The organism is Pseudomonas sp. TYF_14, assembly GCF_043105275.1.
Lineage (GTDB): Bacteria > Pseudomonadota > Gammaproteobacteria > Pseudomonadales > Pseudomonadaceae > Aquipseudomonas > Aquipseudomonas alloputida.
The window spans coordinates 12,956-32,985 of record NZ_JBICLK010000031.1 but is presented as its reverse complement, the minus strand read 5'-3'; the positions used below and the strand labels follow the sequence as shown (position 1 = coordinate 32,985).

General features: G+C 62.2%; 22 protein-coding genes and 1 riboswitch. Of the genes, 9 read left to right on the top strand and 13 right to left on the bottom strand.

Annotated elements, in window-relative coordinates; all coding sequences use genetic code 11:
• Positions 1–79: 79 nt before the first annotated feature.
• From ACF8O8_RS09110 to ACF8O8_RS09100, 3 genes are all read right to left on the bottom strand, one after another.
• Positions 80–1,444 carry a DUF1329 domain-containing protein gene (locus ACF8O8_RS09110; protein ID WP_010952007.1) on the bottom strand — a complete coding sequence of 455 codons (1,365 nt, stop codon included), beginning with the start codon at positions 1,442–1,444 and terminating at the stop codon, positions 80–82.
• Positions 1,445–1,469: 25 nt separating this feature from the next.
• Positions 1,470–3,356 (bottom strand): DUF1302 domain-containing protein, encoded by a 1,887-nt coding sequence (locus ACF8O8_RS09105; RefSeq protein ID WP_010952006.1) that lies wholly within the window; start codon positions 3,354–3,356, stop codon positions 1,470–1,472.
• 331 nt (positions 3,357–3,687) lie between these two features.
• Complete coding sequence (locus tag ACF8O8_RS09100) at positions 3,688–5,370, bottom strand: fatty acid--CoA ligase (RefSeq protein ID WP_010952004.1); 1,683 nt, start codon at positions 5,368–5,370, stop codon at positions 3,688–3,690.
• A 293-nt stretch (positions 5,371–5,663) separates the two neighbouring features.
• Here ACF8O8_RS09100 and ACF8O8_RS09095 point away from each other — a divergent pair, with 293 nt between their 5' ends.
• The 3 genes from ACF8O8_RS09095 to ACF8O8_RS09085 all read left to right on the top strand — a co-directional run bounded on the left by ACF8O8_RS09095 (position 5,664) and on the right by ACF8O8_RS09085 (position 8,535).
• Entirely contained in the window at positions 5,664–6,629 is a 966-nt protein-coding gene (locus ACF8O8_RS09095; protein ID WP_392509572.1) for a 2-hydroxyacid dehydrogenase, read from the top strand.
• A gap of 54 nt (positions 6,630–6,683) precedes the next feature.
• Complete coding sequence (locus ACF8O8_RS09090) at positions 6,684–7,682, top strand: class I SAM-dependent methyltransferase (protein ID WP_010952002.1); 999 nt, start codon at positions 6,684–6,686, stop codon at positions 7,680–7,682.
• A gap of 40 nt (positions 7,683–7,722) precedes the next feature.
• Positions 7,723–7,862, top strand: a riboswitch (yybP-ykoY riboswitch).
• Between the two features lie 88 nt (positions 7,863–7,950).
• The gene (locus ACF8O8_RS09085) at positions 7,951–8,535 is read left to right on the top strand and encodes a TMEM165/GDT1 family protein (RefSeq protein WP_003247342.1); all 585 of its coding nucleotides are present in this window, start codon (positions 7,951–7,953) and stop codon (positions 8,533–8,535) included.
• Between the two features lie 45 nt (positions 8,536–8,580).
• On the opposite strand, the gene ACF8O8_RS09080 is transcribed toward ACF8O8_RS09085, so the two are convergent.
• The 4 genes from ACF8O8_RS09080 to ACF8O8_RS09065 all read right to left on the bottom strand — a co-directional run bounded on the left by ACF8O8_RS09080 (position 8,581) and on the right by ACF8O8_RS09065 (position 10,660).
• A complete protein-coding gene (locus ACF8O8_RS09080) occupies positions 8,581–9,399 on the bottom strand; it encodes a M48 family metallopeptidase (RefSeq protein WP_049586394.1) in 819 nt (272 codons plus the stop codon).
• A gap of 179 nt (positions 9,400–9,578) precedes the next feature.
• Positions 9,579–10,199, bottom strand: a complete 621-nt coding sequence (locus tag ACF8O8_RS09075) for an SOS response-associated peptidase (RefSeq protein ID WP_010952000.1) — start codon at positions 10,197–10,199, stop codon at positions 9,579–9,581.
• Positions 10,200–10,214: 15 nt separating this feature from the next.
• Complete coding sequence (locus ACF8O8_RS09070; RefSeq protein ID WP_020192887.1) at positions 10,215–10,475, bottom strand: putative signal transducing protein; 261 nt, start codon at positions 10,473–10,475, stop codon at positions 10,215–10,217.
• Positions 10,475–10,660 carry a CPXCG motif-containing cysteine-rich protein gene (locus ACF8O8_RS09065; protein ID WP_392509571.1) on the bottom strand — a complete coding sequence of 62 codons (186 nt, stop codon included), beginning with the start codon at positions 10,658–10,660 and terminating at the stop codon, positions 10,475–10,477. Before ACF8O8_RS09065 ends, ACF8O8_RS09070 begins: the two co-directional genes overlap by 1 nt.
• Positions 10,661–10,782: 122 nt before the next feature.
• Between ACF8O8_RS09065 and ACF8O8_RS09060 the strand changes: the two genes are divergently transcribed.
• Positions 10,783–11,952, top strand: a complete 1,170-nt coding sequence (locus tag ACF8O8_RS09060; RefSeq protein WP_003247351.1) for a 1-acyl-sn-glycerol-3-phosphate acyltransferase — start codon at positions 10,783–10,785, stop codon at positions 11,950–11,952.
• A gap of 123 nt (positions 11,953–12,075) precedes the next feature.
• Here the strand turns inward: ACF8O8_RS09060 and ACF8O8_RS09055 are convergent, their stop codons facing one another.
• Positions 12,076–12,336, bottom strand: a complete 261-nt coding sequence (locus ACF8O8_RS09055; RefSeq protein ID WP_012051192.1) for a hypothetical protein — start codon at positions 12,334–12,336, stop codon at positions 12,076–12,078.
• Between the two features lie 160 nt (positions 12,337–12,496).
• Here ACF8O8_RS09055 and ACF8O8_RS09050 point away from each other — a divergent pair, with 160 nt between their 5' ends.
• Positions 12,497–12,703: a hypothetical protein gene (locus ACF8O8_RS09050; RefSeq protein WP_003247353.1), complete on the top strand. Its 207-nt coding sequence runs from the start codon at positions 12,497–12,499 to the stop codon at positions 12,701–12,703.
• A gap of 74 nt (positions 12,704–12,777) precedes the next feature.
• Here the strand turns inward: ACF8O8_RS09050 and ACF8O8_RS09045 are convergent, their stop codons facing one another.
• Positions 12,778–13,362, bottom strand: a complete 585-nt coding sequence (locus ACF8O8_RS09045; RefSeq protein ID WP_010951995.1) for a YajG family lipoprotein — start codon at positions 13,360–13,362, stop codon at positions 12,778–12,780.
• 145 nt (positions 13,363–13,507) lie between these two features.
• Between ACF8O8_RS09045 and ACF8O8_RS09040 the strand changes: the two genes are divergently transcribed.
• A complete protein-coding gene (locus tag ACF8O8_RS09040; RefSeq protein WP_014589680.1) occupies positions 13,508–13,741 on the top strand; it encodes a hypothetical protein in 234 nt (77 codons plus the stop codon).
• A 601-nt stretch (positions 13,742–14,342) separates the two neighbouring features.
• Positions 14,343–15,851: a malate dehydrogenase (quinone) gene (gene mqo / locus ACF8O8_RS09035; protein ID WP_010951993.1), complete on the top strand. Its 1,509-nt coding sequence runs from the start codon at positions 14,343–14,345 to the stop codon at positions 15,849–15,851.
• A 176-nt stretch (positions 15,852–16,027) separates the two neighbouring features.
• Here mqo and ACF8O8_RS09030 read toward each other — a convergent pair whose 3' ends face one another.
• The 4 genes from ACF8O8_RS09030 to ACF8O8_RS09015 all read right to left on the bottom strand — a co-directional run bounded on the left by ACF8O8_RS09030 (position 16,028) and on the right by ACF8O8_RS09015 (position 17,942).
• Positions 16,028–16,318, bottom strand: coding sequence for a PA4642 family protein (locus tag ACF8O8_RS09030; protein ID WP_003247360.1), 291 nt, complete (start codon positions 16,316–16,318; stop codon positions 16,028–16,030).
• A 68-nt stretch (positions 16,319–16,386) separates the two neighbouring features.
• Positions 16,387–16,857, bottom strand: coding sequence for a hypothetical protein (locus tag ACF8O8_RS09025; RefSeq protein WP_003247361.1), 471 nt, complete (start codon positions 16,855–16,857; stop codon positions 16,387–16,389).
• A gap of 51 nt (positions 16,858–16,908) precedes the next feature.
• Positions 16,909–17,382 (bottom strand): WbuC family cupin fold metalloprotein, encoded by a 474-nt coding sequence (locus tag ACF8O8_RS09020; RefSeq protein WP_392509570.1) that lies wholly within the window; start codon positions 17,380–17,382, stop codon positions 16,909–16,911.
• A 2-nt stretch (positions 17,383–17,384) separates the two neighbouring features.
• A complete protein-coding gene (locus tag ACF8O8_RS09015) occupies positions 17,385–17,942 on the bottom strand; it encodes a hypoxanthine-guanine phosphoribosyltransferase (RefSeq protein ID WP_010951990.1) in 558 nt (185 codons plus the stop codon).
• A gap of 162 nt (positions 17,943–18,104) precedes the next feature.
• Between ACF8O8_RS09015 and upp the strand changes: the two genes are divergently transcribed.
• Entirely contained in the window at positions 18,105–18,743 is a 639-nt protein-coding gene (gene upp, locus ACF8O8_RS09010) for a uracil phosphoribosyltransferase (protein WP_392509569.1), read from the top strand.
• 2 nt (positions 18,744–18,745) lie between these two features.
• Complete coding sequence (locus tag ACF8O8_RS09005) at positions 18,746–20,011, top strand: uracil-xanthine permease family protein (RefSeq protein WP_392509568.1); 1,266 nt, start codon at positions 18,746–18,748, stop codon at positions 20,009–20,011.
• Positions 20,012–20,030 lie beyond the last annotated feature (19 nt).

Below are 20,030 nucleotides of genomic sequence, written 5' to 3'. Positions count from 1 at the left end.
AAGAGGCCGGGTCAGGAAATAGAAACGCCCCGGCGAGCCGGGGCGTTCTGGGGATCACACGGCGTTCAGTGATTTCAGCTTAGCGAATACCCGACTGACGCAGCGCTGCGGGCTGGAAATCGGCCTTGCTGGCACTGAAGCCGAAGTCGTAGGCACGTTTCTCTTCGTTCTTCATCCCAAGGGCCAGGTAACGACCGGACTGCAGGTCGTAGATCGCTTCCAGGGTGTACCAAGGCACTTCCACGTTGTAATAAGGCTGAGCATGGGCCTCGGACACGCGCCACAGTTGGCCACGGCCGTCGTACTGGTCGATCACTGCGGCCTGCCAGGTGTCCTCATCGATGTAGAAGTCCCGCTTGGCGTAGATGTGCCGCTGGCCTGGCTTGAGGGTTGCAACTACGTGCCAGACGCGGCGCAGCTCGTAACGGGCCAGGTCCTGGTTGATGTGCCCGGCCTTGATGATGTCGGCGTACTTCAGCTTGGGGTCATCCAGCTTGAAGGCGTTGGAGGCGATGTACAGTTCCTTCTTGCCTTCCAGCTTCCAGTCATAACGGTCCGGTGCACCGTTGAACATGTCCAGGTTGTCCGACGTACGCAGGCCGTCGGCGGCGGTACCTGGGCCGTCATACGACACTTGCGGTGCCTGGCGCACACGGCGTTGACCGGCGTTGTAGATCCACGCCTTGCGCGGCTCCTTCACCTGGTCGAGGGTTTCGTGCACCAGCAGCACAGTCCCGGCCAGGCGCGCAGGCGCAGTAACTTCCTGCTTGAAGTAGAACAGGATGTTGCCTGGGTTGTTCGGGTCGTAGTCCTTCATCTTGTCGCGGAAGACGAACTGGTCGGAGAAGTATACGGGGTTGAACGAGCCATTCTGCTGCGGCGTGGCCTGGGTCACCAGGCGGCTGACACTGCCGCCGCGGTAGCGGGTGATGTGGTTCCAGATCACCTCAAGGCCGCTTTTCGGGATCGGGAACGGCACCGCCGTGCGGAAGTTGCTCAGGCCGTTGCCGCCTTCCACCAGGGTAGTTTTGGTGGCGTTTTCCTTGATGGCAGCGAACACATCGGCCGGGACGGTTGCGCCGCGATGGGTCTTGAACACCGGGATCTTGTAGGTGTTCGGGTAGCGTTTGAACATGGCCAGCTGGCCCGGCGAGAGCTTGTCCTTGTACTGGTCGGCATTCTGCGCCGTGATGGTGAACAGCGGTTTTTCACTGCCGTACGGGTCGGACAGGAAGCCCTTGCCGTCGACGCTGCCTGCGGTCTTCGACAGCGGCTCCCACGGGCCGATGGAGCCGTCGGCGTTGCCGGCCTTCTCGGCACCCATCGGGGTCAGGGTGCTGCCCAGCTTGGCCGCCTCGTCGGCGGATACCGCAGCCATGACGCTGGTCGCCAGCAGGGACAGGCCCAGCACACCGGCTTGCAGCAGACTTCTGGTCTTGTTCATGTCGTGTCGTCCTGGATCTGTATGCTTAGAAGTTCACGCCGAAGCTGAGGGCGACGAAGTCGCGGTCATCCACGGTGCTGTACTTGCCGTCGAAGAAGTTGGTGTACGACAGGCTCGCCGTATAGGTGTTCTGATACTCGGCGTCCAGGCCCAGGCTGACAGCCTTGCGGCCTTCCTCGAAGTTGGCGCCAGGGCCAGGCGAATAACCGGACACGTCATGCGACCAGGCCACGCTCGGCTTCAGGTTGATACCCGCGAATACGTCGTTGTAGTCCCAGATGACACGGCCGCGGTAACCCCAGGAAGTGCTGGTGGTGTAGCCGTCGTTCTCGCATTTGCGGTTCAGGTTGGCGGTGGACGCCCCCGCACCGGCGCCGGCGATGGTGCTGCCATTGAGCGCCTGGCAGGTATCGGCGCCACCGGTGGATGGCAACGGACCTGGGCCGAACACCGGGTCGCGACCGTAGCGGGTATCGTGGGCATTCTCCAGGCCGCCGACATGGGTAACACCCACTTCACCGACTACAGTCATCCGGCTGGCACCCATCACCTGGTCGAAGAAATGGGTCAGTGTGGTCTGGAACTGGGTGATCTCCTTACGGCGATACCCATGCAGGTCTTGCCCCGGCGTACCGGTCAGCAGCGATGCGTTGCTCAACGCGCCGCCAATGGGACGGACACCGGCGAACAGGATATCCGTGGTATTGAGCTGCACTGGCGCGTTGGGGCGGTAGCTGACTTCGCCGCTCCAGGCGGTGCCAGTGGGTAACGTGGTGGAGAAACTCAAGCCATAAAGGCGGATGTCCTCGGGGTATTCCACAAAGTACTCGGAATTACCCGCCACGATCAGAGGCGCCAATGCGCGCAGCTGCGCAGGCAGGGCGCTCAGCCCGGCGAACACGGACGGCGGGGCCCCTGTGGCACTGAAGATGGGTGCACGGCTATGGTAATTCATGAAGTAGGCGCCGAACTCCGTGTCCAACGGCTCGAACATATAGCGCATGGCCACACCGAACTGGCCGCTGTCACGCGCATCGCGGTCGGCACCACGGCGCACCATCACACCCTCTTCGTTGATGTTCACGCCCCGCGTGGCGAGGAACTGCTGGGCAGCGCCCGGCACCGTGCGGCTGCTATTGAGCACGCGCAAGTTGTCGGTACAGCCGTCGGCGATGATGTCCGGCTGAGAAAAGAAGGTGCCGCAGTTATCGACGACCGTCTGGTCCCATTCGAGCTGGTAGAAGGCCTCGGCCGACAGGTTGTCGGTCAGGCTCTGCGAGATGTAGAACATGTTGACCGGAATCAGGCCTTCCTTGATCTCGGCTCCGGGACGGCGGAACGCCGACACGTCGATGGGGTTGATCGAGTTGATGCCGCCGCCGATGAAGGTACTTTCGCCCCAGCTCACTACCTGCTTGCCAAAACGCACCGAGCCAGGCTGATCGCCGATGGAGTAGTTGTGGTAGACAAAGGCGTCGAGCAGCTCGGCCCCGGACGACTTGGCGCCTTCCTTGCGGTTGGAGTCGCTGATGTCCTTGAACTCGCGGTTTTCGTCCTTCAGTTCGAAGTCGTACCAGTACTTGCCGCGCACGAACACACCGGTGTCGCCGTACTTGAGCTCCAGGTCATGAATACCCTTGAAGATCTTGGAGAAGGTTTCGCCCTTCTTGAAGTTCAGGTGGCCATCGTCGGATGTCTGTGACAGGCCCTTGCCGCCGTTGTTCACCCCTATCAGGTTCTTGTTGGGGTTGGCCGTCGACCAGCTAGCGCCGATGGAGAGCGACGAGTCGAACTGGCCTTCGATTTCACCAATGTTGAAACTGACAGCGAAAGCAGGACTTGCGAGCGTGGAAGCAAGGCTGACGGCCAAGGGCAGCTTGGCCCGGCGCCAGAACAGGTTTGCAGATTTCATCGACGCTACTCCATGTACTTTTTTGTTATGGCAGTGAGTCCTTTCAAGAACGGCCCGAGCGACCGGATTGCAGGCTTGCACCTGCGGCGACACAGCTTGCGCATGTCGCCCTCCCCCATTCCTGAAAATCCCCTGGCCCCGACTATAGCCAGCAGGCACAGGCGCTTGATCCCTCTAAAGTGTGATTTGCGCTCCATGCCACCAACTCGCTGCAGTTTTGCTTCGGTTGCGGGCTGGTAGTGCTCAAGGATGGCGCATTTCTGTCGTTTGGCAAGGCGGCGGGCTCTCTAGCATGCGGGTCACGCTCTGACGTGCGCGCCCCGCACAATGGTTACAACGTGGAAAGGAACGCGCTGTTGCTGGCCTGCCACTGGACGATGTCCTGGCGAATGCGTTTCTTGTCGAGCTTGCCGACACTGGTCTTGGGAATTTCAGTAACAAGGGCGATCTGGCTTGGAATCGCCCACTTGTTGATATGACCTTGCTCGACGAATGGCTTGAGGTGTTCCTTCAGCGCCTTGGCGTCGATATCGTGGCCGTCACGTGCCACCAGCAGGGCAAACGGGCGCTCACCCCACTGCGGGTCGGCCACCCCCACCACCGCCACTTCGCGCACGGCCGGGTGGCGACTGATCAGGTCTTCCAGGTCGAGCGAGGAAACCCACTCGCCACCGGTCTTGATCACATCCTTGATGCGGTCGCGGATGTCGATGTAGCCCATGCCGTCGAGGGTGGCGACGTCACCGGTGTGCAGCCAGCCGCCCTGCCACAGCTCCTCGCTCTTCTCCGGCTCCTTGAAGTAGCCCATGGTCAGCCACGGCGCACGCAGTACCAGCTCGCCCTGGGTTTCACCATCGGCGGGCAGGAAGTTGCCTTCGCCGTCGACGATGGCCGCTTCGACCAACGGCACCGGCACACCGGCCTTGATACGGTAAGTGACGCGCTCATCCTCGCTGCCGGCCTGCAGTTCATCGTTCAGGTGTGCCGCGGAGATCAGCGGGCAGGTTTCCGACATGCCATACGCGGCGGTCAGCTGGATGCCGCGCGCCAGGGCGGCCTGGTACAGCGAACGGTTGAGCGAGCTGCCGCCGATGATGATCTTCCAGCCGCCGAAGTCCTGCCCCTGGGCGTTCGGGCAGTTGAGCAGCATCTGCAGGATGGTCGGCACGCAGTGGGAGAAAGTGACCTTCTCTTCACGCCAAAGCTTGACCAGCATGTCCGGCTCGTAGCGCCCTGGGTACACCTGCTTCATGCCGAGCATGGTGGCAGCGTAGGGGATGCCCCAGGCATGCACGTGGAACATCGGGGTGATGGGCATGTACACATCGTTGCTGCCCAGCAGGCGCACGCTGTCGATACTGCCGGTGACCGAGGCCTCGGCCAGGGTGTGCAGCACCAGCTGGCGGTGACTGAAATACACGCCCTTGGGGTTACCGGTGGTGCCAGTGGTGTAGAAGGTAGTGGCCACCGAATTCTCGTCGAAATCCGGGAAGTCGTAGCGCGGGCTGGCAGCAGCCAGCAGCTGCTCATACTCGCCGACCAGACCGGGCAGTTCGGCAGTCTTGTCCGGGCCATCGGTCAGTAGCAGGGTCTTGTCGACAGTGGTCAGCTGCCCGGCGATGGCCTGGTACAGGCCGACGAAGTCGCTGTTGACCAGCACCACGCGGTCTTCGGCATGGTTCATGGTGTAGAGGATCTGCTCGGGCGACAGGCGCACGTTGATGGTGTGCACCACAGCGCCGATCATCGGGATGGCGAACATGCATTCCAGGTAGCGATGGCTGTCCCAGTCCATCACCGCCACGGTGTCACCGGCCTTGACCCCGGCCTCGGTCAGCACGTTGGCCAGGCGGGCAATGCGCTCGTTGAGCTGTGGATACGTCAGCCGCATCTGGTCGCGGTAGACGATTTCCCGGGTCTTTTCATAGCGGCTGCCGGACATCAGCAGGCGCTTGATCAGCAGTGGATAGGCATAGGCGCCCTCGGCGGGCTTGATGATGCGTGTCTGCAACATGGGGATCCCTTTTCTGAAAAGCGGGCCGGACAAGTCTGGGTTTACTGTAGTTCGCCAATGTGACGGCCAAATCAGCCGAAGGAATGATTTGCGCGGCAGAGGTATGAGTGGCGGGCGTTGACGGGCAGCAAGGTTGAGCTAGACACTGCGGCGGCGGCTTCAGGTTTGCGCCGAAGCCGAGGGCCTCTTCGCCGGCAAGCCCGCTCCTGCAAGGGTTGTGGTGACCTTGTGGGCGCGGGCATGCCCGCAAATGGCCACAACGCCCTTATCCCTCCCTGCCACTGGAGATCTTCATGCCCAGCCCGCGTCGCGCCGTGTTTCTCGATCACCAATCCCTGGACCTTGGCGACCTCGACCTTTTGCCCCTGAAGCAGCAGTTCGACCAGTTCGAACTGTTCGCCGCCACCCGCCCGGAACAGGTCGCGGAACGCTTGCAGGGCGCCGTGGCAGTGGTCAGCAACAAGGTCATGCTCGACGCCGCAACCCTGGCCGCCAACCCGCAACTGAAGCTGATCCTGGTGGCCGCCACCGGCACCAACAATGTCGACCTGGCCGCCGCCCGTGCCCAGGGCATCACCGTGTGCAACTGCCAGGGCTACGGCACGCCGTCTGTAGCCCAGCATACCCTGGCCCTGCTGTTGGCCCTGGCCACTCGGCTGTGCGACTACAACCAGGCGGTGGCCGATGGCCAGTGGGCCAAGGCCAGCCAGTTCTGCCTGCTGGACTTTCCTATCGTCGAGCTGGAGGGCAAAACCCTCGGCCTGCTCGGCCACGGCGAACTGGGCGGCGCAGTGGCGAGGCTGGCCGAAGCCTTCGGTATGCGTGTACTGAGCGGGCAGATCCCAGGCCGCCCGGAGCGCGCCGATCGGCTGCCGCTGGACGAGTTGCTGCCGCAAGTTGATGCACTGACCCTGCACTGCCCGCTGAACGAGCACACCCGGCATATGCTCGGTGCCCGCGAACTGGCCCTGCTCAAGCCCAACGCGCTGGTGGTCAACACCGCCCGTGGCGGCCTGATCGACGAACAGGCGTTGGCCGATGCCCTGCGCGGTGGTCACCTGGGCGGCGCGGCCACCGACGTGCTGAGCGTGGAGCCGCCGGTCAACGGCAACCCGCTGCTGGAGCCCGGCATCCCGCGCCTGATCATCACCCCGCACAGCGCCTGGGGTGCCGTGGAGTCGCGCCAGCGCATCGTCGGCCAGCTCAGCGAGAACGCCCAGGCCTTCTTCGCCGGGCAGCCACGCCGCGTGGTCAGCTGAGCCAGGCGCCCGCCTCTGTTACACTGCGCCACTTTTTTCCAGGAGACGTCGTCCATGGACCCGCGCAGTGAAGTGTTGCTCCGTCAGGCAGAGCTGTTTCAGGGGCCGCTGCTGATCGCCGGCGCCCCCGCCGACGACCTGCTCGGCCAGTTGCCTCAGGCCCAGGCCTGGACCTGGCATGCCGGCGATCAGGCCATGCTCGAAAGCCGCTTCGCAGGCCGCAGCCATTACGGCGTCGAGGCCCCTGAAGCAGCATTCGACAGCGCCGTGCTGTTCCTGCCCAAATCCCGCGAGCTGGCCGCCTATCTGCTCAACGCCCTGGCGTCGCGCCTGGCTGGCCGCGAGCTGTACCTGGTCGGCGAGAAGCGCGGTGGCATCGAGGGCGCGGCCAAGCAGCTGCAGGCCTTTGGCAAGCCACGCAAACTCGACAGCGCCCGGCACTGCCAGCTGTGGCAAGTGACCATCGACCAGGCACCGCAGGCAAAACCGCTGGAAAGCCTGGCCGAGCGCTTCGAGCTGGCCCTCGAAGACGGCCCGTTGCAGGTGGTCAGCCTGCCTGGGGTATTCAGCCATGGCCGACTCGACCGAGGTACCGCCCTGCTCCTGAAGCATCTTGACGGACTGCCCGGTGGCCACATGCTGGACTTTGGCTGCGGTGCCGGGGTACTGGGTGCCACGCTCAAACGCCGTTACCCACAAAGCCGGGTGACCTTGCTGGACGTGGATGCCTTCGCCGTGGCCGCCAGCCGCCTGACGCTGGCTGCCAACGGCCTGGAAGGCGAAGTGATCAGCGGCGATGGCATCGACGCCGCCCCTACCGAACTGAGCCTTATACTGAGCAACCCGCCATTCCACACCGGCGTTCATACCAACTATCAGGCTTCGGAAAACTTGCTGAAAAAATCGGCCGTTCATCTACGAAAAGGTGGCGAAATGCGCTTGGTCGCCAACAGTTTCCTGCGCTACCAACCACTGATCGAAGGGGCGTTGGGCAACTGCCAGGTACGTGACGAGGCCGACGGTTTCCGCATCTACCAGGCAACTCGCGGATAAAAAACAGCGCTTGCCGAAAACGTTTTGCCTAGGCAGAATCCGCACCGTCCTAGGGGAGTAGTCTCCCGCGAGCACCCAGCTCGCCCGGTACGCGTCAACATACTTGGTCCACAGACCATGGCGCGTGCGACCCACCATGCACGCCTGCATGGAGAGATCCGCATAGACGGATCGAGGGTTTGACAAGACCTATGACACGCACACCTTACCCGGGGCGGGGAGGCTGTACGTGTCATAGCCGTGTCGACCCGCCCCCGTAGGAATCCTGATGCTGGAATCACTGTTGGTCCCCACCGCTATCGTTGCCCTGGCCGAGATCGGCGACAAGACGCAACTGCTCGCACTCATTCTCGCTGCCCGCTTCCGCAAACCCTGGCCGATCATCGCCGGCATCATCGCCGCCACCTTGGCCAACCATGCCGCAGCCGGTGCCGTGGGGGCGTGGGTCGGCAGCTTCTTCAGCGATTCGGCCCTGCACTGGATCCTGGCTGCGAGCTTTACGGCCACCGCACTGTGGACGCTGGTACCGGACAAGATGGATGACGACGAGAACCCGGCTCGCCGTTTCGGGCCGTTCCTGACGACGCTGATTGCGTTCTTCCTGGCCGAAATCGGTGACAAGACCCAGGTCGCTACCGTGATGCTGGCGGCGCAGTATCCGCACCTGATCATGGTTATTATCGGCACAACCCTGGGTATGCTGATTGCCAACGTGCCGGTGGTACTGGCGGGTAACTTCGCGGCAGACAAACTGCCGTTGACGCTGATTCGCCGCCTGGCGGCAACGGCGTTCTTCGTACTGGCAATCGTGGCCGTCTATTCGGCAATGAAGGCCAGTGGCTGGATTGGGTAAAGGGAAAACCGGGGGGGCTGCCATGCAGCCCCAGGATTCAGGCATTTACGGCTTGGCGGCAGCCTGATACAGCGGCATCACCTTCGGAATCGCCGCCTGCAGCGAAGCAATGCGGCTCGCGGACGCCGGGTGAGTACTCATGAACTCAGGCGGTGCACCTTCGGAAGCCTTGCTCATCTTGTTCCACAGGGTGATCGCGGCATTCGGGTCGTAGCCGGCACGGGCCGACAGCTCCAGGCCAATCAGGTCGGCCTCGTTTTCGTTGGCCCGGCTGTTGGGCAAGGTCATGGCGTAGTTCACCACCGTGTCGGCCATGGCCATGCTGCTCTGGCCGAGGCCAAAGATGGCACCGGCACCCTGGCGAGCCATTTCCACACCGTATGCCTTGGACATGGCCTCGCGGCTATGCTCGCGCAAGGCGTGGGCAATCTCGTGCCCCACCACTGCGGCAATTTCCGCATCGGTGAGCTTGAGCTGATCGATCAGCCCGGTGTAGACGATGATCTTGCCGCCCGGGCCGCAGTTGGCGTTCAGTTCATCACTCTTGATCACGTTGACTTGCCAGTCCCACTGCGCGGCATCCGGGCGGAATTTGGGCGCCTGGGCGATCAGGCGGTTGGCAATGGCCTGCACACGCTTGGCATCGGCGCTGGACTTGTCGAGCACACCCTTGCTCGATGCTTCACCCAGGGTCTGCTGATACGACTGCGCGTACATCTGGTTGACCTCATCGGTCGAGAGCATGCTGAACATGTACTGTTGGCGTTCGACGCCAACAGCACCGCCGCTGGTGGTATTCACCGCCTGGCAGCCGGCCAGCAGGATGCCAGCACTCAGCAGGCTGATGACAAAAGACTTACGCATGAAAACACTCCCTATCCACATGCGCCGTATCCTAGGCCGAGTCGCCAGTGGCTGCCATAGCCGCAGGGAAGATTTTCGTCGCCTGAACCGGCCTCTTCGCGGGCAAGCCCGCTCCTAAAGGGGTAACACGATCATTGTAGGAGCGGGCTTGCCCGCGAAAGGGCCGGCACAGCCCCCCATCAAGCAGGGGTAAGACACTCCGGCGCATCCAGCTTCGGGTCATTGACGAAATTGGCCAAGGCCCGCTCACGCAGCGTCGCCGGTGGGCTGGCCAGCAGCTCGTGCAAGCGGGTAATCGGCGTGTCCGGGTCAAGCCAGGCCGCCTGCCCCGCTTCGTCGAGGATGAGCGGCCGACGCTGATTCATGGCCGCCTGGGTCACCACCGCGCAACTCAGCCATACCTGGTCCTGCACCGGATAGGCCTCCCACACCGCCGCAAAGTACAGCGACGCGCCCTCCCCCGGGGTCAACCAGAACGGGCGTTTGCGCACGCTGCCACGCCATTCGTAAAAGCCGTTGGCCGGCATCAGGCAGCGGCGCTGACGAAATGCATCGCGAAACATCGGTTGTTCGGCCAGCGTTTCGGCGCGGGCATGGGCAGGGGTGCGGGACAGGTCGGTGAGCCAGGCCGGGGTCAACCCCCAGCGCGCCTTGGCCAGTTGCTGCTGGCCGTCAAGCTGACGCTGGATCAGCACCGACGCCCCAGGCGATATATTCCATTGGGCCGGCTGGCCGACGGGAAAGCCCGGCAGACTGGCAAGGGCCTGGGGCCAGCGAAACAGGGCATAACGTCCACACATGGGCGAATTCAGAACCTAGCAGATCAAGGTACCGGGGACATTCTCCGGTTCGTCGCCAACCAGTGGCTGGGCATCATTGTACGCATCGATCAGCTGCCGTGCGCATTCGGCCTGCTCATCAGCCACGACGAGCCCCAGCAGGCCCTGCAAGGGCAGCTCGCCGGCGGCACCGACAAGGTCACGGCCGACCACGTGTACATCGATCCCCTCGCTGGCAAGCATGCCTGCCAGCATTTGCGCCTCAAGCAGGCTTTCCGGTTCGTAGATACGCTGCATCAGGTGTCGTCCTCGCGGCGGACTTCAAGCATCCATTCGTCACCATGCACCTGCAGAATGCACACCACAGGCTGGCAGCACACCTGGCAATCCTCGGTATAAACCTGGTCGCCCGGAGACAGATCGACGGTAGTTTCCACACGTTCGCCACAATAAGGGCAATCATAGAAGTCGGTTTCCAGCATCGCGGCCTCCGCAGTGACTTATGCGTATAATTGCCGGTCTGTTTACAGGGTCTGTGTGCGTCCGAGCCGTTTTTCGGAGCCCGTCCCTACCTTATTACCCTAGCCGTTTCCAACAAGAGAGCATGATGGGCGAATTCGATGCCATCCGACCGTACGACGACGCTGAGGTCCCTGCCGTTCTGGCACGCCTGCTCAGCGACCCGGCATTCCTCGATATCCTCACCCACTTCCGCTTTCCACGGGCGGCCGGCGCTCTCGGCTGGTTGCTCAAGCCCTTGATCGCACGCCGCCTGCGCAAGGAATTCGCCGGTGTTACCTGTGTCTCGACCTTGCAGGACAAAGTCGAGTACTACGTCGACCAGACCATCGATCGCGCCACCGACGGCGTCACCTACTCGGGTGTGGAACAGCTCAAGGCCGGCACCGCCTACCTGTTCCTGGCCAACCACCGTGACATCGTCATGGACCCGGCCTTCGTCAACTATGCGGTGTACCACGCCGGCCTGCCCACGCCGCGCATCGCCATTGGCGACAACTTGCTGCAAAAGCCCTTTGTCAGCGACATGATGCGCCTGAACAAGAGCTTCATCGTGCACCGTTCGATCAGCGGGCGGCGCGAAAAACTGGCTGCTTACCAACTGCTGTCGGCTTACATCAACCACTCGATCCGCAACGATGCCACCTCGATCTGGATCGCCCAGGCCGAAGGTCGGGCCAAGGACGGTGACGACCGTACCGACTCGGCGATCCTCAAGATGTTCCACATGAGCCGCAAGGACGAACCGTTCGGTGCAGTGATCCAGAGCCTGAACCTGACCCCGGTGTCGATCAGCTACGAATACGACCCGTGCGACCAGGCCAAGGCCCGCGAGCTGTACATCCGCGCCACTACCGGCACCTACAAGAAGGCGCCGGGCGAAGATGACAACAGCATTGCCAAAGGCATTACCGGCTACAAGGGCCGAGTCCACATCAACTTCGCGCCGCCGGTAACCGAGTACCACGAAGACACAAAACAGCTGGCGGCAGAGATCGACCGGCAGATTCTGGGGGGCTACCGACTGTTCCCGGTGCATTACCTGGCGTATGCGATGTGGGAAGGCAAGGACGAAGCCCTGCAGGTGCCAAGCGCCGAGAAGGTGTTCCCGGCGGATGAGCTGGCCAAGGCCAAGGAAGAATGGCAACGGCGCCTGGATGCCTGCCCGCAAGAGCAGCGGCCGTACCTGGTGTTGCAGTATGCGACGCCGGTGCGCAACCAGTACCAGGTCCGGCAGCAGACGCCGGTCGCCTGATCGATCCCGGGGGCTGCGTTGCAGCCCAATCGCGACACAAGGCCGCTCCCACAGAGAATTGCGTCCACCCTTGTGAGAGCGGCCTTGTGTCGCGATTGGGCCGCAACGCGGCCCCGATGGTTCTCAGACCCAGGTGCTGAACCAGGACAGCAGCAGCGCCATCGCCAGGCACGAAAAGCCCAGGATGTAGAAGTATTTCGGCACCCGAAGTTCGAAAGCGTCCACTACCCCCTCGTCTACTGCCATGTACGCGCGGGTTTCGGCCTCGCGCCGCCGCGCACTGTGCAGCAGCAAACCGCCCGGGCAGGTCAGCAGCAGCGCCAGCAGGTTGATCAGCTTGGTGGGATGGGCGGCCAGGAACCCCCAGAGCACTTGCAAGGACATCACGCAACCTCGGTGTGAGCAGTGGCAAAGGCCAGCATTCTACCCAAGTCGCACCGTGGCGCCCGGCCTTGGCGACAAACTGTCATTAAATTTCATCTGTCATCCGCTCGTCATCCATACAGGCGACCCTGTCGACCTTTTGATGACCCGGAGCTTTTTCATGTTGCACGCCGAAAACCAGGACCGCCTCTACCTCGTTGCCCAGAGCGATGAACAACAGGCGCTGATCGATGGTTTTGCCATCAACGTGCAGGACCGCCAGTGGCTGGTCTACTGTGCGCTTGGCGGACATGTGCATGAGGACTTGCCCGAAGTGGATGCCGGCACTGGGTTCAGCTTGCTGGATTTCCACATAGAAGCGGCGTAGATCTGTACCGGCCAGACAACAAAAAACCCGCTGCCTGTCACTCAGGCAGCGGGTTTTCTTGCACCACCTGAAGCTTACTGACCCAGCACCTGCCCGATGCTCGGGTCCTTGAACAGGCGGGTCAGGGCATCGCTCAGCACATCACCCACCAGCTGGGTGTTGGTGTCCTGGTTCGGCGCCATGCCGAAACGCTGGTCCAGCGAAGCGCCATAACGGCCACTGTAACGGCGGCCGCCATTGGTCACATCAGCGCGGAAGGTGGCGCCGATGGTAGCCTCGGTCACGTAAAGGTTGTCTTTCGGCGACTGATACTTCAGCTCGGCCAGGGTCACGGTCAGCTGCGGTGCATTGCCGGCGTTCGGGGTTGGGGTGAAGCCGAGCAGGCGCACAGCGGCTTCAGCCTGAGCCTGCAGCTTGGGCACCACGTCGTTACCGCTGACGCTGATGGTGCTGGTCTCGGGGTACATGCCACCGCGGGTACCCAGGGACTGCGAAGGCCGGCCATCAACTACCCGGACCACCACCGGCTGGCCATGGCCGACCGGGGCCAGCTGGGCCTTGAGCGTGGGTTGCGGGTTGAGTTGTTGCGGGCTGTGGGCACAACCGACCAGGCTAAGGCTGGCCACGGCGATCAAACCGAACAACAGACGTTGCAACATGCGCGTTTCTCCAGAAAATGCGGCAAAGGCCCACAGTATACCTAGCCAGGCACAGACCAGTCATCGGCCCGGACCGCTTGTCACAATCGTTTCATCGCCACACCCTTATCCTTGCGCCAAGCCCTAACGCAAAGGACTCGCCGCCATGACCTCGCTCTGGACTCAGCTCTTCCAACGGCCGCGCTACAACGCTTATGCCCGCCTTGACGCAGATGGCAAATGCCTGGCGTTCAAGCAATGCAGCCAGGCACCAAGCGGCATCGACTGGGTGCAGATCAGCGAAATTCAGCTGGCCTGGCTGGGGCGCGAGCTGCCCATCGAAGCCCGGGTTTGCGCCCGCGCAAACCGCCGTTGGCACCAGCGCCTGCTCGCTGCCTGACAAACGCTGCAATAAAAACCACGAATGGCGACATTTCTGCCCGCGACATCGCTATAATCTCCCCCCGATTATAAGGACGTCTCCTGATCGGGCCCCGCATTCGCCGATTGACCCCGGCAACTTCACCGCTTCGCCCACAGAGAGCCTTCCACTCAGGTCTTGCATCGGCTGTCGTGCCTGCTTTTTCCGGCCCTTCACGCTGCATGAACCTGCGGGTTGCCATCGCGCAGTCCCCTTTTGAGGTTCACGTCTCCAAAAGAGCGTGAAAAAACGGTTTTCACAACTTCACAAGAGTGTGGCGAGCAAATGAACAGTCTGGCATGTGCAAAAGCGGCAGATGTGTACCGAACAGCCCTGAACAGGCGGCAGATGCGCTCATCCCGTATGAGTGTCTGAACCGTTCCATAACGCACGCACGACACCTTGACCATAAGTCGAATTGCCGCACCTGTGGCAAACGGCGTTCAATGCACGAACCCGAAGACTGATTGGCGGTGTCCGCGGAAGTTGCAAGAACTGCGAAAAGTCGGACATGGCGACCCTGGCAAACCCAGGTCCTATGCTGTCAATTAGGTAGCTGTAGATTGTGGAGACGCGTTAAATGGCGCAGAACGAATCGGTTGATGTGGTACTGGTAGGCGCGGGCATCATGAGTGCCACCCTGGCCGTACTGCTCAAGGAGCTTGACCCGACCCTGAAGCTTGAGGTCGTCGAGGCGATGGACTCCGGGGCCGCGGAAAGCTCCAACCCCTGGAACAACGCAGGCACCGGCCACGCCGGCCTGTGCGAGCTGAACTACACGCCGCAGGCCGCCGATGGCAGCATCGACATCAAGAAGGCCGTGCACATCAACACCCAGTTCGAGGTTTCGCGCCAGTTCTGGGCCTACCTGACCAAGAAGGGCAACTTCGGCTCGGCGCGTGCCTTCATCAACCCTGTCCCGCACCTGAGCTATGTCGAGGGTGACAAGGGTGTTTCCTTCCTCAAGAAGCGCTTCGAGCTGCTCAAGCAGCACCACGCCTTCGCCGAGATGGAATACACCGAAGACAAGGCCGTGATGAACGACTGGATGCCGCTGATGATGCCTGGCCGCCCGGCCGACCAGCACATCGCCGCTACCCGCGTGGCCAAAGGCACCGACGTCAACTTCGGCGCACTGACCAACAAGCTGCTCAAGCTGCTGGGCGACTCGCCGGACGCGCAGGTCAAGTACAGCAAGAAGGTGGTCGGCCTGCGCCGTAACGGCAGCGGCTGGACCGTGAGCATCAAGGACGTCAACAGCGGCGGCAGCCGTGAAGTCGACGCCCGCTTCGTCTTCCTCGGCGCTGGCGGCGCGGCCCTGCCGCTGCTGCAGTTGTCCGGCATCCCGGAAAGCAAAGGCTTCGGCGGCTTCCCTGTCAGCGGCCAGTGGCTGCGTTGCGACAACCCGGAAATCGTCAAGCAGCACCAGGCCAAGGTCTACAGCCAGGCCGCTGTCGGCGCCCCGCCGATGTCGGTGCCGCACCTGGATACACGCGTCGTGGACGGCAAGACTTCGCTGCTGTTCGGTCCGTATGCCGGTTTCACTACCAAGTTCCTCAAGCACGGCTCGCTGATGGACCTGCCGCTGTCGGTGCGCATGGGCAACATCGGCCCGATGCTGGCCGTGGCCCGCGACAACATGGACCTGACCAAGTACCTGGTCAGCGAAGTGATGCAGTCGATGGAGCAGCGTCTGGAAGCCCTGCGTCGTTTCTATCCGCAGGCCAAGGCCGAGGACTGGCGCCTGGAAGTGGCGGGTCAGCGCGTGCAGATCATCAAGAAAGACCCGAAAAAAGGCGGCGTGCTGCAGTTCGGTACCGAGCTGGTCTCGGCCCAGGACGGCAGCCTGGCTGCACTGCTCGGCGCATCGCCGGGTGCTTCGGTAACCGTATCGATCATGCTGGAACTGATCGAGCGCTGCTTCCCCGAGCAGGCCAAGGGTGCCTGGGCTGCCAAGCTCAAGGAAATCTTCCCAGCTCGCGAGAAGACCCTGGCAACCGATGCTGCGCTGTACCACAAGATCAGTGCCGATAACGACGCGGCCCTGGACCTGGCAGAGAGCAGCCCGGCGGCCAAGCACTACGCTTAAGCCGGTCTGAAACGCAAAAACGCCCCTCGGGGCGTTTTTTGTGCCTGGCGCTTGATCAGCCTGTACCGCCCTCTTCGCGGGCATGCCCGCTCCCACAGGTTTGGTAATGCCCGCAGGTGCGGCGCGACTCCTGTGGGAGCGGGCGCGCCCGCGAAGAGGCCGGCACTGGCTACAGATCAGCCACGGGCTTTATCGATGATCTCGATGTACTCAGGGGCATTGCGCTGGTCGGCAATCTGCTCGACGAAGGTCTTGCCGTGCTCGTCCTTGCCGTCCAGGTCCAGGCCAGCTTCGACGAAGAAGCCTACAAAGCGCTCGAAGTCGTCCACGCGCAGGCCACGGTAGGCCTTGACCAGCTTGTGCAGCGACGGCGAAGTCACACCATCGGCCGGCTCGAACTGAAGGAACGACTTGATGTAGTCGTCGCTGATTTCGTCACCGATTACCTGTTTCTTGTCTTTACGCATTGCCGACTCCAACTGGACCATCACGGAATTTCGAAGGCCGGCAGTTTACCCCCCGCAGGCTTCGCGCCTCAACGCGTACGTACCGTCCCGGTGTGCAAGTCGGCCCAGATGTGGCCGTTGCCGTAAGTCAGAAACTGCACGTACAGGGTTTCGTTACGCAGCAGGTCCATGACCACCCGGTAGTTGCTCACCGGGTAGTTCAGGCTCAAGGTGCGGGTTTTAGCGTCATACACAGGCTTTTTCAGGCTTTTGGCCGCTTCACCATCGAACGTCAGCAGCACCTGGGCAATGGTCGCACCCTTGCTCAGCGGCTTGCCTTTCAGGCGCACCTGCAACGACGATGTGATCGGGATCGGCTGCTGATCGGACTGGCGCTGAGCCCCTACGACCACCGAATAGTCAGTCACTTGCAGCAATTGCTGGCTGGTCGGTGCTTCCTGGCGCAGGGACTGGTCATCAGGAGGCAGGAACTGACTGTGCAGCGGTGCGGCAGCGAGCGGCAGGCTGACCGCCAGCAGGAGGGGAAGAATCGCACGCATGTGAGGCTCCTTGTATGAAGGAGCACTCTAGCACGCCGGGTACAGGCAGTATCAATCGAACTGCGCGCGCATCCAGGCCTGGTAATCGGCCACGCCGGCCTCACCCTCGCGCGGCGCCCAGTGTGCGTGCTCGCCCTCGCCCACTGGTCGGTATGGCCCAGCCTTGCACTCGAACAGGATGCTGTCAGGCTCCAGCACCACCAAGCCATGGTAGGTACCAGGCGCCAGATCCACACCCAGACAGTCGCCACCGGCCTGCAGCACCCGCTTGTCAGTCACCGCGCCTTGTTCATCGAAGATCAACAGGCCAAAACGCCCCTTGAGCGCTATCAAGGTTTCAGCCTTGTCGGCGCTCAAATGGCGATGCGGCGGAATGTAGGTGTTTGGTTGCAGCCCGACGGCCATGCGGTGGCAGGGCTCTTCCATAGCGTGAAAGTTATGGTGCTGCCGCCCGCGCGGGTTGGCAGCGGCCTTTTCGGCCAGCCCGGCGAACAGCGATTGGTCGATGAACGCAGGCTGGCGCACGGTTACAGCCCCTTTACGGCGAAGATGCCGTTAGCGTTGCGCCAGTAACCTTTGTAGTCCATGCCGTAACCGAAGATATAGCGATCGACACAAGGCAGGCCCACATAGTTGGCCTTGAGGTCAGGGCTTGCCTTGCGGTCGTGGTCCTTGTCGATCAGCACAGCGGTGTACACCGAGCGGGCGCCGGCATGCTTGCAAAACTCGATGATGGCGCTGAGGGTGTGGCCTTCGTCGAGGATATCGTCAACGATCAACACGTCACGGTCGATGAACGACACTTCCGGCTTGGCCTTCCAGAAAAGCTCGCCACCGCTGGTCTGGTTGCGGTAGCGGGTAGCATGCAGGTACGAGGCTTCCAGCGGGAACTGCAGGTGGGTCAGCAGTTTGCCGGAGAAGATCAGGCCACCGTTCATCACGCAGAACACAACCGGGTTCTTGTCGTGCAGGTCCTTGCAGATCTGCTCGCCGACTTTGGCGATGGCCGCTTCGACTTCGGCTTCGGTGTACAGGCAGTCAGCTTCATGCATGACTTGACGGATATGCTCGAGATCGGCGGACATGGCGCGCTCCGGGGGGCATTTTGGAAAAGCGGGCAAAGGTACGCATCCGCTCGTCACAGATCAAGCATTTATGGACTAACGTCCAGAATGACCAGACGACAGCACAGGCTGAATAGATTAATCTAGCGCGGTTTTTTTGCCCGCCTTTCGGAGCCCTCCCCTATGCCCACTCGTGAGATCCGCCATCCGCTGATCCGCCACAAGCTTGGCCTGATGCGCCGTGCCGATATCAGCACCAAGAATTTTCGCGAACTCGCCCAGGAAGTCGGCGCGCTCCTGACGTATGAAGCCACCCAGGACCTGCCCCTCGAAACCTACGAGATCGACGGCTGGTGTGGCAAGGTCTCGGTTGAAAAAATCGCCGGCAAGAAGATCACCGTAGTACCGATCCTGCGCGCCGGCATCGGCATGCTCGACGGCGTGCTCAGCCTGATCCCGGGTGCCAAGGTCAGCGCCGTCGGCGTTGCCCGAAACGAAGAAACCCTCGAAGCCCACACCTATCTGGAAAAGCTCGCGCCGGACATCAACCAGCGCCTGGCCCTGATCATCGACCCGATGCTGGCCACCGGCGGCTCGATGGTTGCCACCATCGACCTGCTGAAAAAGGCCGGCTGCAAAGAGATTCGCGCCATGGTGCTGGTCGCCGCGCCAGAAGGCATCGAGGTGGTGAAAAAAGCCCACCCGGACGTGAAGATCTACACCGCCTCGATCGACCAGCGCCTGAACGAGCACGGCTACATCGTGCCAGGCCTGGGTGATGCCGGTGACAAGATCTTCGGCACCAAGCAAAAGGACGCCTGACCATGCAGGACGGCTTCAACGACCCGCTCTGGCGCCAGGTCGTTTCGGGCGCGCAGATGCTCTTCGTGGCATTCGGCGCGCTGGTGCTGATGCCCCTGATCACCGGCCTCGACCCAAACGTCGCGCTGTTCACCGCCGGCATCGGCACGCTGCTATTCCAGCTGGTCACCGGTCGTCAGGTACCGGTGTTCCTGGCCTCGAGCTTTGCCTTCATCACGCCGATCATCCTCGCCAAAGGCCAGTTCGGCCTTGCCGAGACCATGGGTGGCGTAATGGCTGCCGGCTTCGTGTACACCTTCATGGGCCTGATGGTAAAAATCAAAGGCACCGGTTTCATCGACCGCATGCTGCCGCCGGTGGTGATCGGCCCAGTGATCATCTCCATCGGCCTGGCCATGGCACCGATCGCCGCCAACATGGCCATGGGCAAAGGTGGGGACGGTACGGCACTGATGCCGTACAAGACGGCCATGCTGATCTCGATGCCAGCGCTGCTGACAACCTTGATCGTTGCCGTATTCGGCAAGGGCATTTTCCGCCTGGTACCCATCATCTCCGGCGTGCTGGTGGGCTTTGCCCTGTCGTTCGCCTTTGGCGTGGTCGACACCGCCAGGATCGCTGCCGCACCGTGGCTGGAAATTCCCAATTTCACCGCCCCTGCGTTCAACTGGCAGGCCATTCTGTTCATCGTCCCGGTTGCGCTGGCGCCGGCGATCGAGCATATCGGCGGGGTGATTGCAGTGGGCAGCGTGACCGGCCGTGACTACCTGAAAAAGCCTGGCCTGCACCGGACGTTGCTGGGCGACGGCCTGGCGACTACTGCAGCCGGCCTGTTCGGCGGCCCGCCCAACACCACCTATGCCGAAGTGACCGGCGCGGTGATGCTGACCAAGAACTACAACCCGAAGATCATGACCTGGGCGGCGGTCTTCGCCATTACCCTGGCATTCATCGGCAAGTTCGGCGCGCTGCTGCAGAGCATCCCGGTGCCGGTGATGGGCGGCATTCTTTGCCTGCTGTTCGGCTCGATTGCAGCGGTGGGCATGAACACCATGATCCGCCACAAGATTGACCTGGGCGAGGCACGCAACCTGGTGATCGTCTCGGTGACACTGGTGTTCGGTATCGGCGGCGTGCTGATCGGCAGCGGTGACGGCCCGGATGACTGGGGCCTGAAGGGCATCGCCCTGTGCGCCATTGTGGCTATTGCCCTGAACCTGATTCTGCCGGGTAATGACAGCTGGAAGCACGAGAAGCTGGATGTATGACCGGTCGGAAGGGGCCGCA

What these genes read in the sequence shown, in the direction of transcription:
- ACF8O8_RS09105 (WP_010952006.1), bottom strand. Translation starts at nt 3,356, where the DNA reads ATGAAATCTGCAAACCTGTTCTGGCGCCGGGCCAAGCTGCCCTTGGCC.
- ACF8O8_RS09100 (WP_010952004.1), bottom strand. Translation starts at nt 5,370, where the DNA reads ATGTTGCAGACACGCATCATCAAGCCCGCCGAGGGCGCCTATGCCTAT.
- ACF8O8_RS09030 (WP_003247360.1), bottom strand. Translation starts at nt 16,318, where the DNA reads ATGCGTAAAGACAAGAAACAGGTAATCGGTGACGAAATCAGCGACGAC.
- ACF8O8_RS09040 (WP_014589680.1), top strand. Translation starts at nt 13,508, where the DNA reads ATGACCTCGCTCTGGACTCAGCTCTTCCAACGGCCGCGCTACAACGCT.
- upp (WP_392509569.1), top strand. Translation starts at nt 18,105, where the DNA reads ATGCCCACTCGTGAGATCCGCCATCCGCTGATCCGCCACAAGCTTGGC.
- ACF8O8_RS09055 (WP_012051192.1), bottom strand. Translation starts at nt 12,336, where the DNA reads ATGTCCTTGCAAGTGCTCTGGGGGTTCCTGGCCGCCCATCCCACCAAG.
- ACF8O8_RS09110 (WP_010952007.1), bottom strand. Translation starts at nt 1,444, where the DNA reads ATGAACAAGACCAGAAGTCTGCTGCAAGCCGGTGTGCTGGGCCTGTCC.
- ACF8O8_RS09045 (WP_010951995.1), bottom strand. Translation starts at nt 13,362, where the DNA reads ATGTTGCAACGTCTGTTGTTCGGTTTGATCGCCGTGGCCAGCCTTAGC.
- ACF8O8_RS09075 (WP_010952000.1), bottom strand. Translation starts at nt 10,199, where the DNA reads ATGTGTGGACGTTATGCCCTGTTTCGCTGGCCCCAGGCCCTTGCCAGT.
- ACF8O8_RS09050 (WP_003247353.1), top strand. Translation starts at nt 12,497, where the DNA reads ATGTTGCACGCCGAAAACCAGGACCGCCTCTACCTCGTTGCCCAGAGC.
- ACF8O8_RS09060 (WP_003247351.1), top strand. Translation starts at nt 10,783, where the DNA reads ATGATGGGCGAATTCGATGCCATCCGACCGTACGACGACGCTGAGGTC.
- ACF8O8_RS09025 (WP_003247361.1), bottom strand. Translation starts at nt 16,857, where the DNA reads ATGCGTGCGATTCTTCCCCTCCTGCTGGCGGTCAGCCTGCCGCTCGCT.
- ACF8O8_RS09070 (WP_020192887.1), bottom strand. Translation starts at nt 10,475, where the DNA reads ATGCAGCGTATCTACGAACCGGAAAGCCTGCTTGAGGCGCAAATGCTG.
- ACF8O8_RS09065 (WP_392509571.1), bottom strand. Translation starts at nt 10,660, where the DNA reads ATGCTGGAAACCGACTTCTATGATTGCCCTTATTGTGGCGAACGTGTG.
- ACF8O8_RS09080 (WP_049586394.1), bottom strand. Translation starts at nt 9,399, where the DNA reads ATGCGTAAGTCTTTTGTCATCAGCCTGCTGAGTGCTGGCATCCTGCTG.
- ACF8O8_RS09085 (WP_003247342.1), top strand. Translation starts at nt 7,951, where the DNA reads ATGCTGGAATCACTGTTGGTCCCCACCGCTATCGTTGCCCTGGCCGAG.
- ACF8O8_RS09005 (WP_392509568.1), top strand. Translation starts at nt 18,746, where the DNA reads ATGCAGGACGGCTTCAACGACCCGCTCTGGCGCCAGGTCGTTTCGGGC.
- mqo (WP_010951993.1), top strand. Translation starts at nt 14,343, where the DNA reads ATGGCGCAGAACGAATCGGTTGATGTGGTACTGGTAGGCGCGGGCATC.
- ACF8O8_RS09090 (WP_010952002.1), top strand. Translation starts at nt 6,684, where the DNA reads ATGGACCCGCGCAGTGAAGTGTTGCTCCGTCAGGCAGAGCTGTTTCAG.
- ACF8O8_RS09095 (WP_392509572.1), top strand. Translation starts at nt 5,664, where the DNA reads ATGCCCAGCCCGCGTCGCGCCGTGTTTCTCGATCACCAATCCCTGGAC.
- ACF8O8_RS09015 (WP_010951990.1), bottom strand. Translation starts at nt 17,942, where the DNA reads ATGTCCGCCGATCTCGAGCATATCCGTCAAGTCATGCATGAAGCTGAC.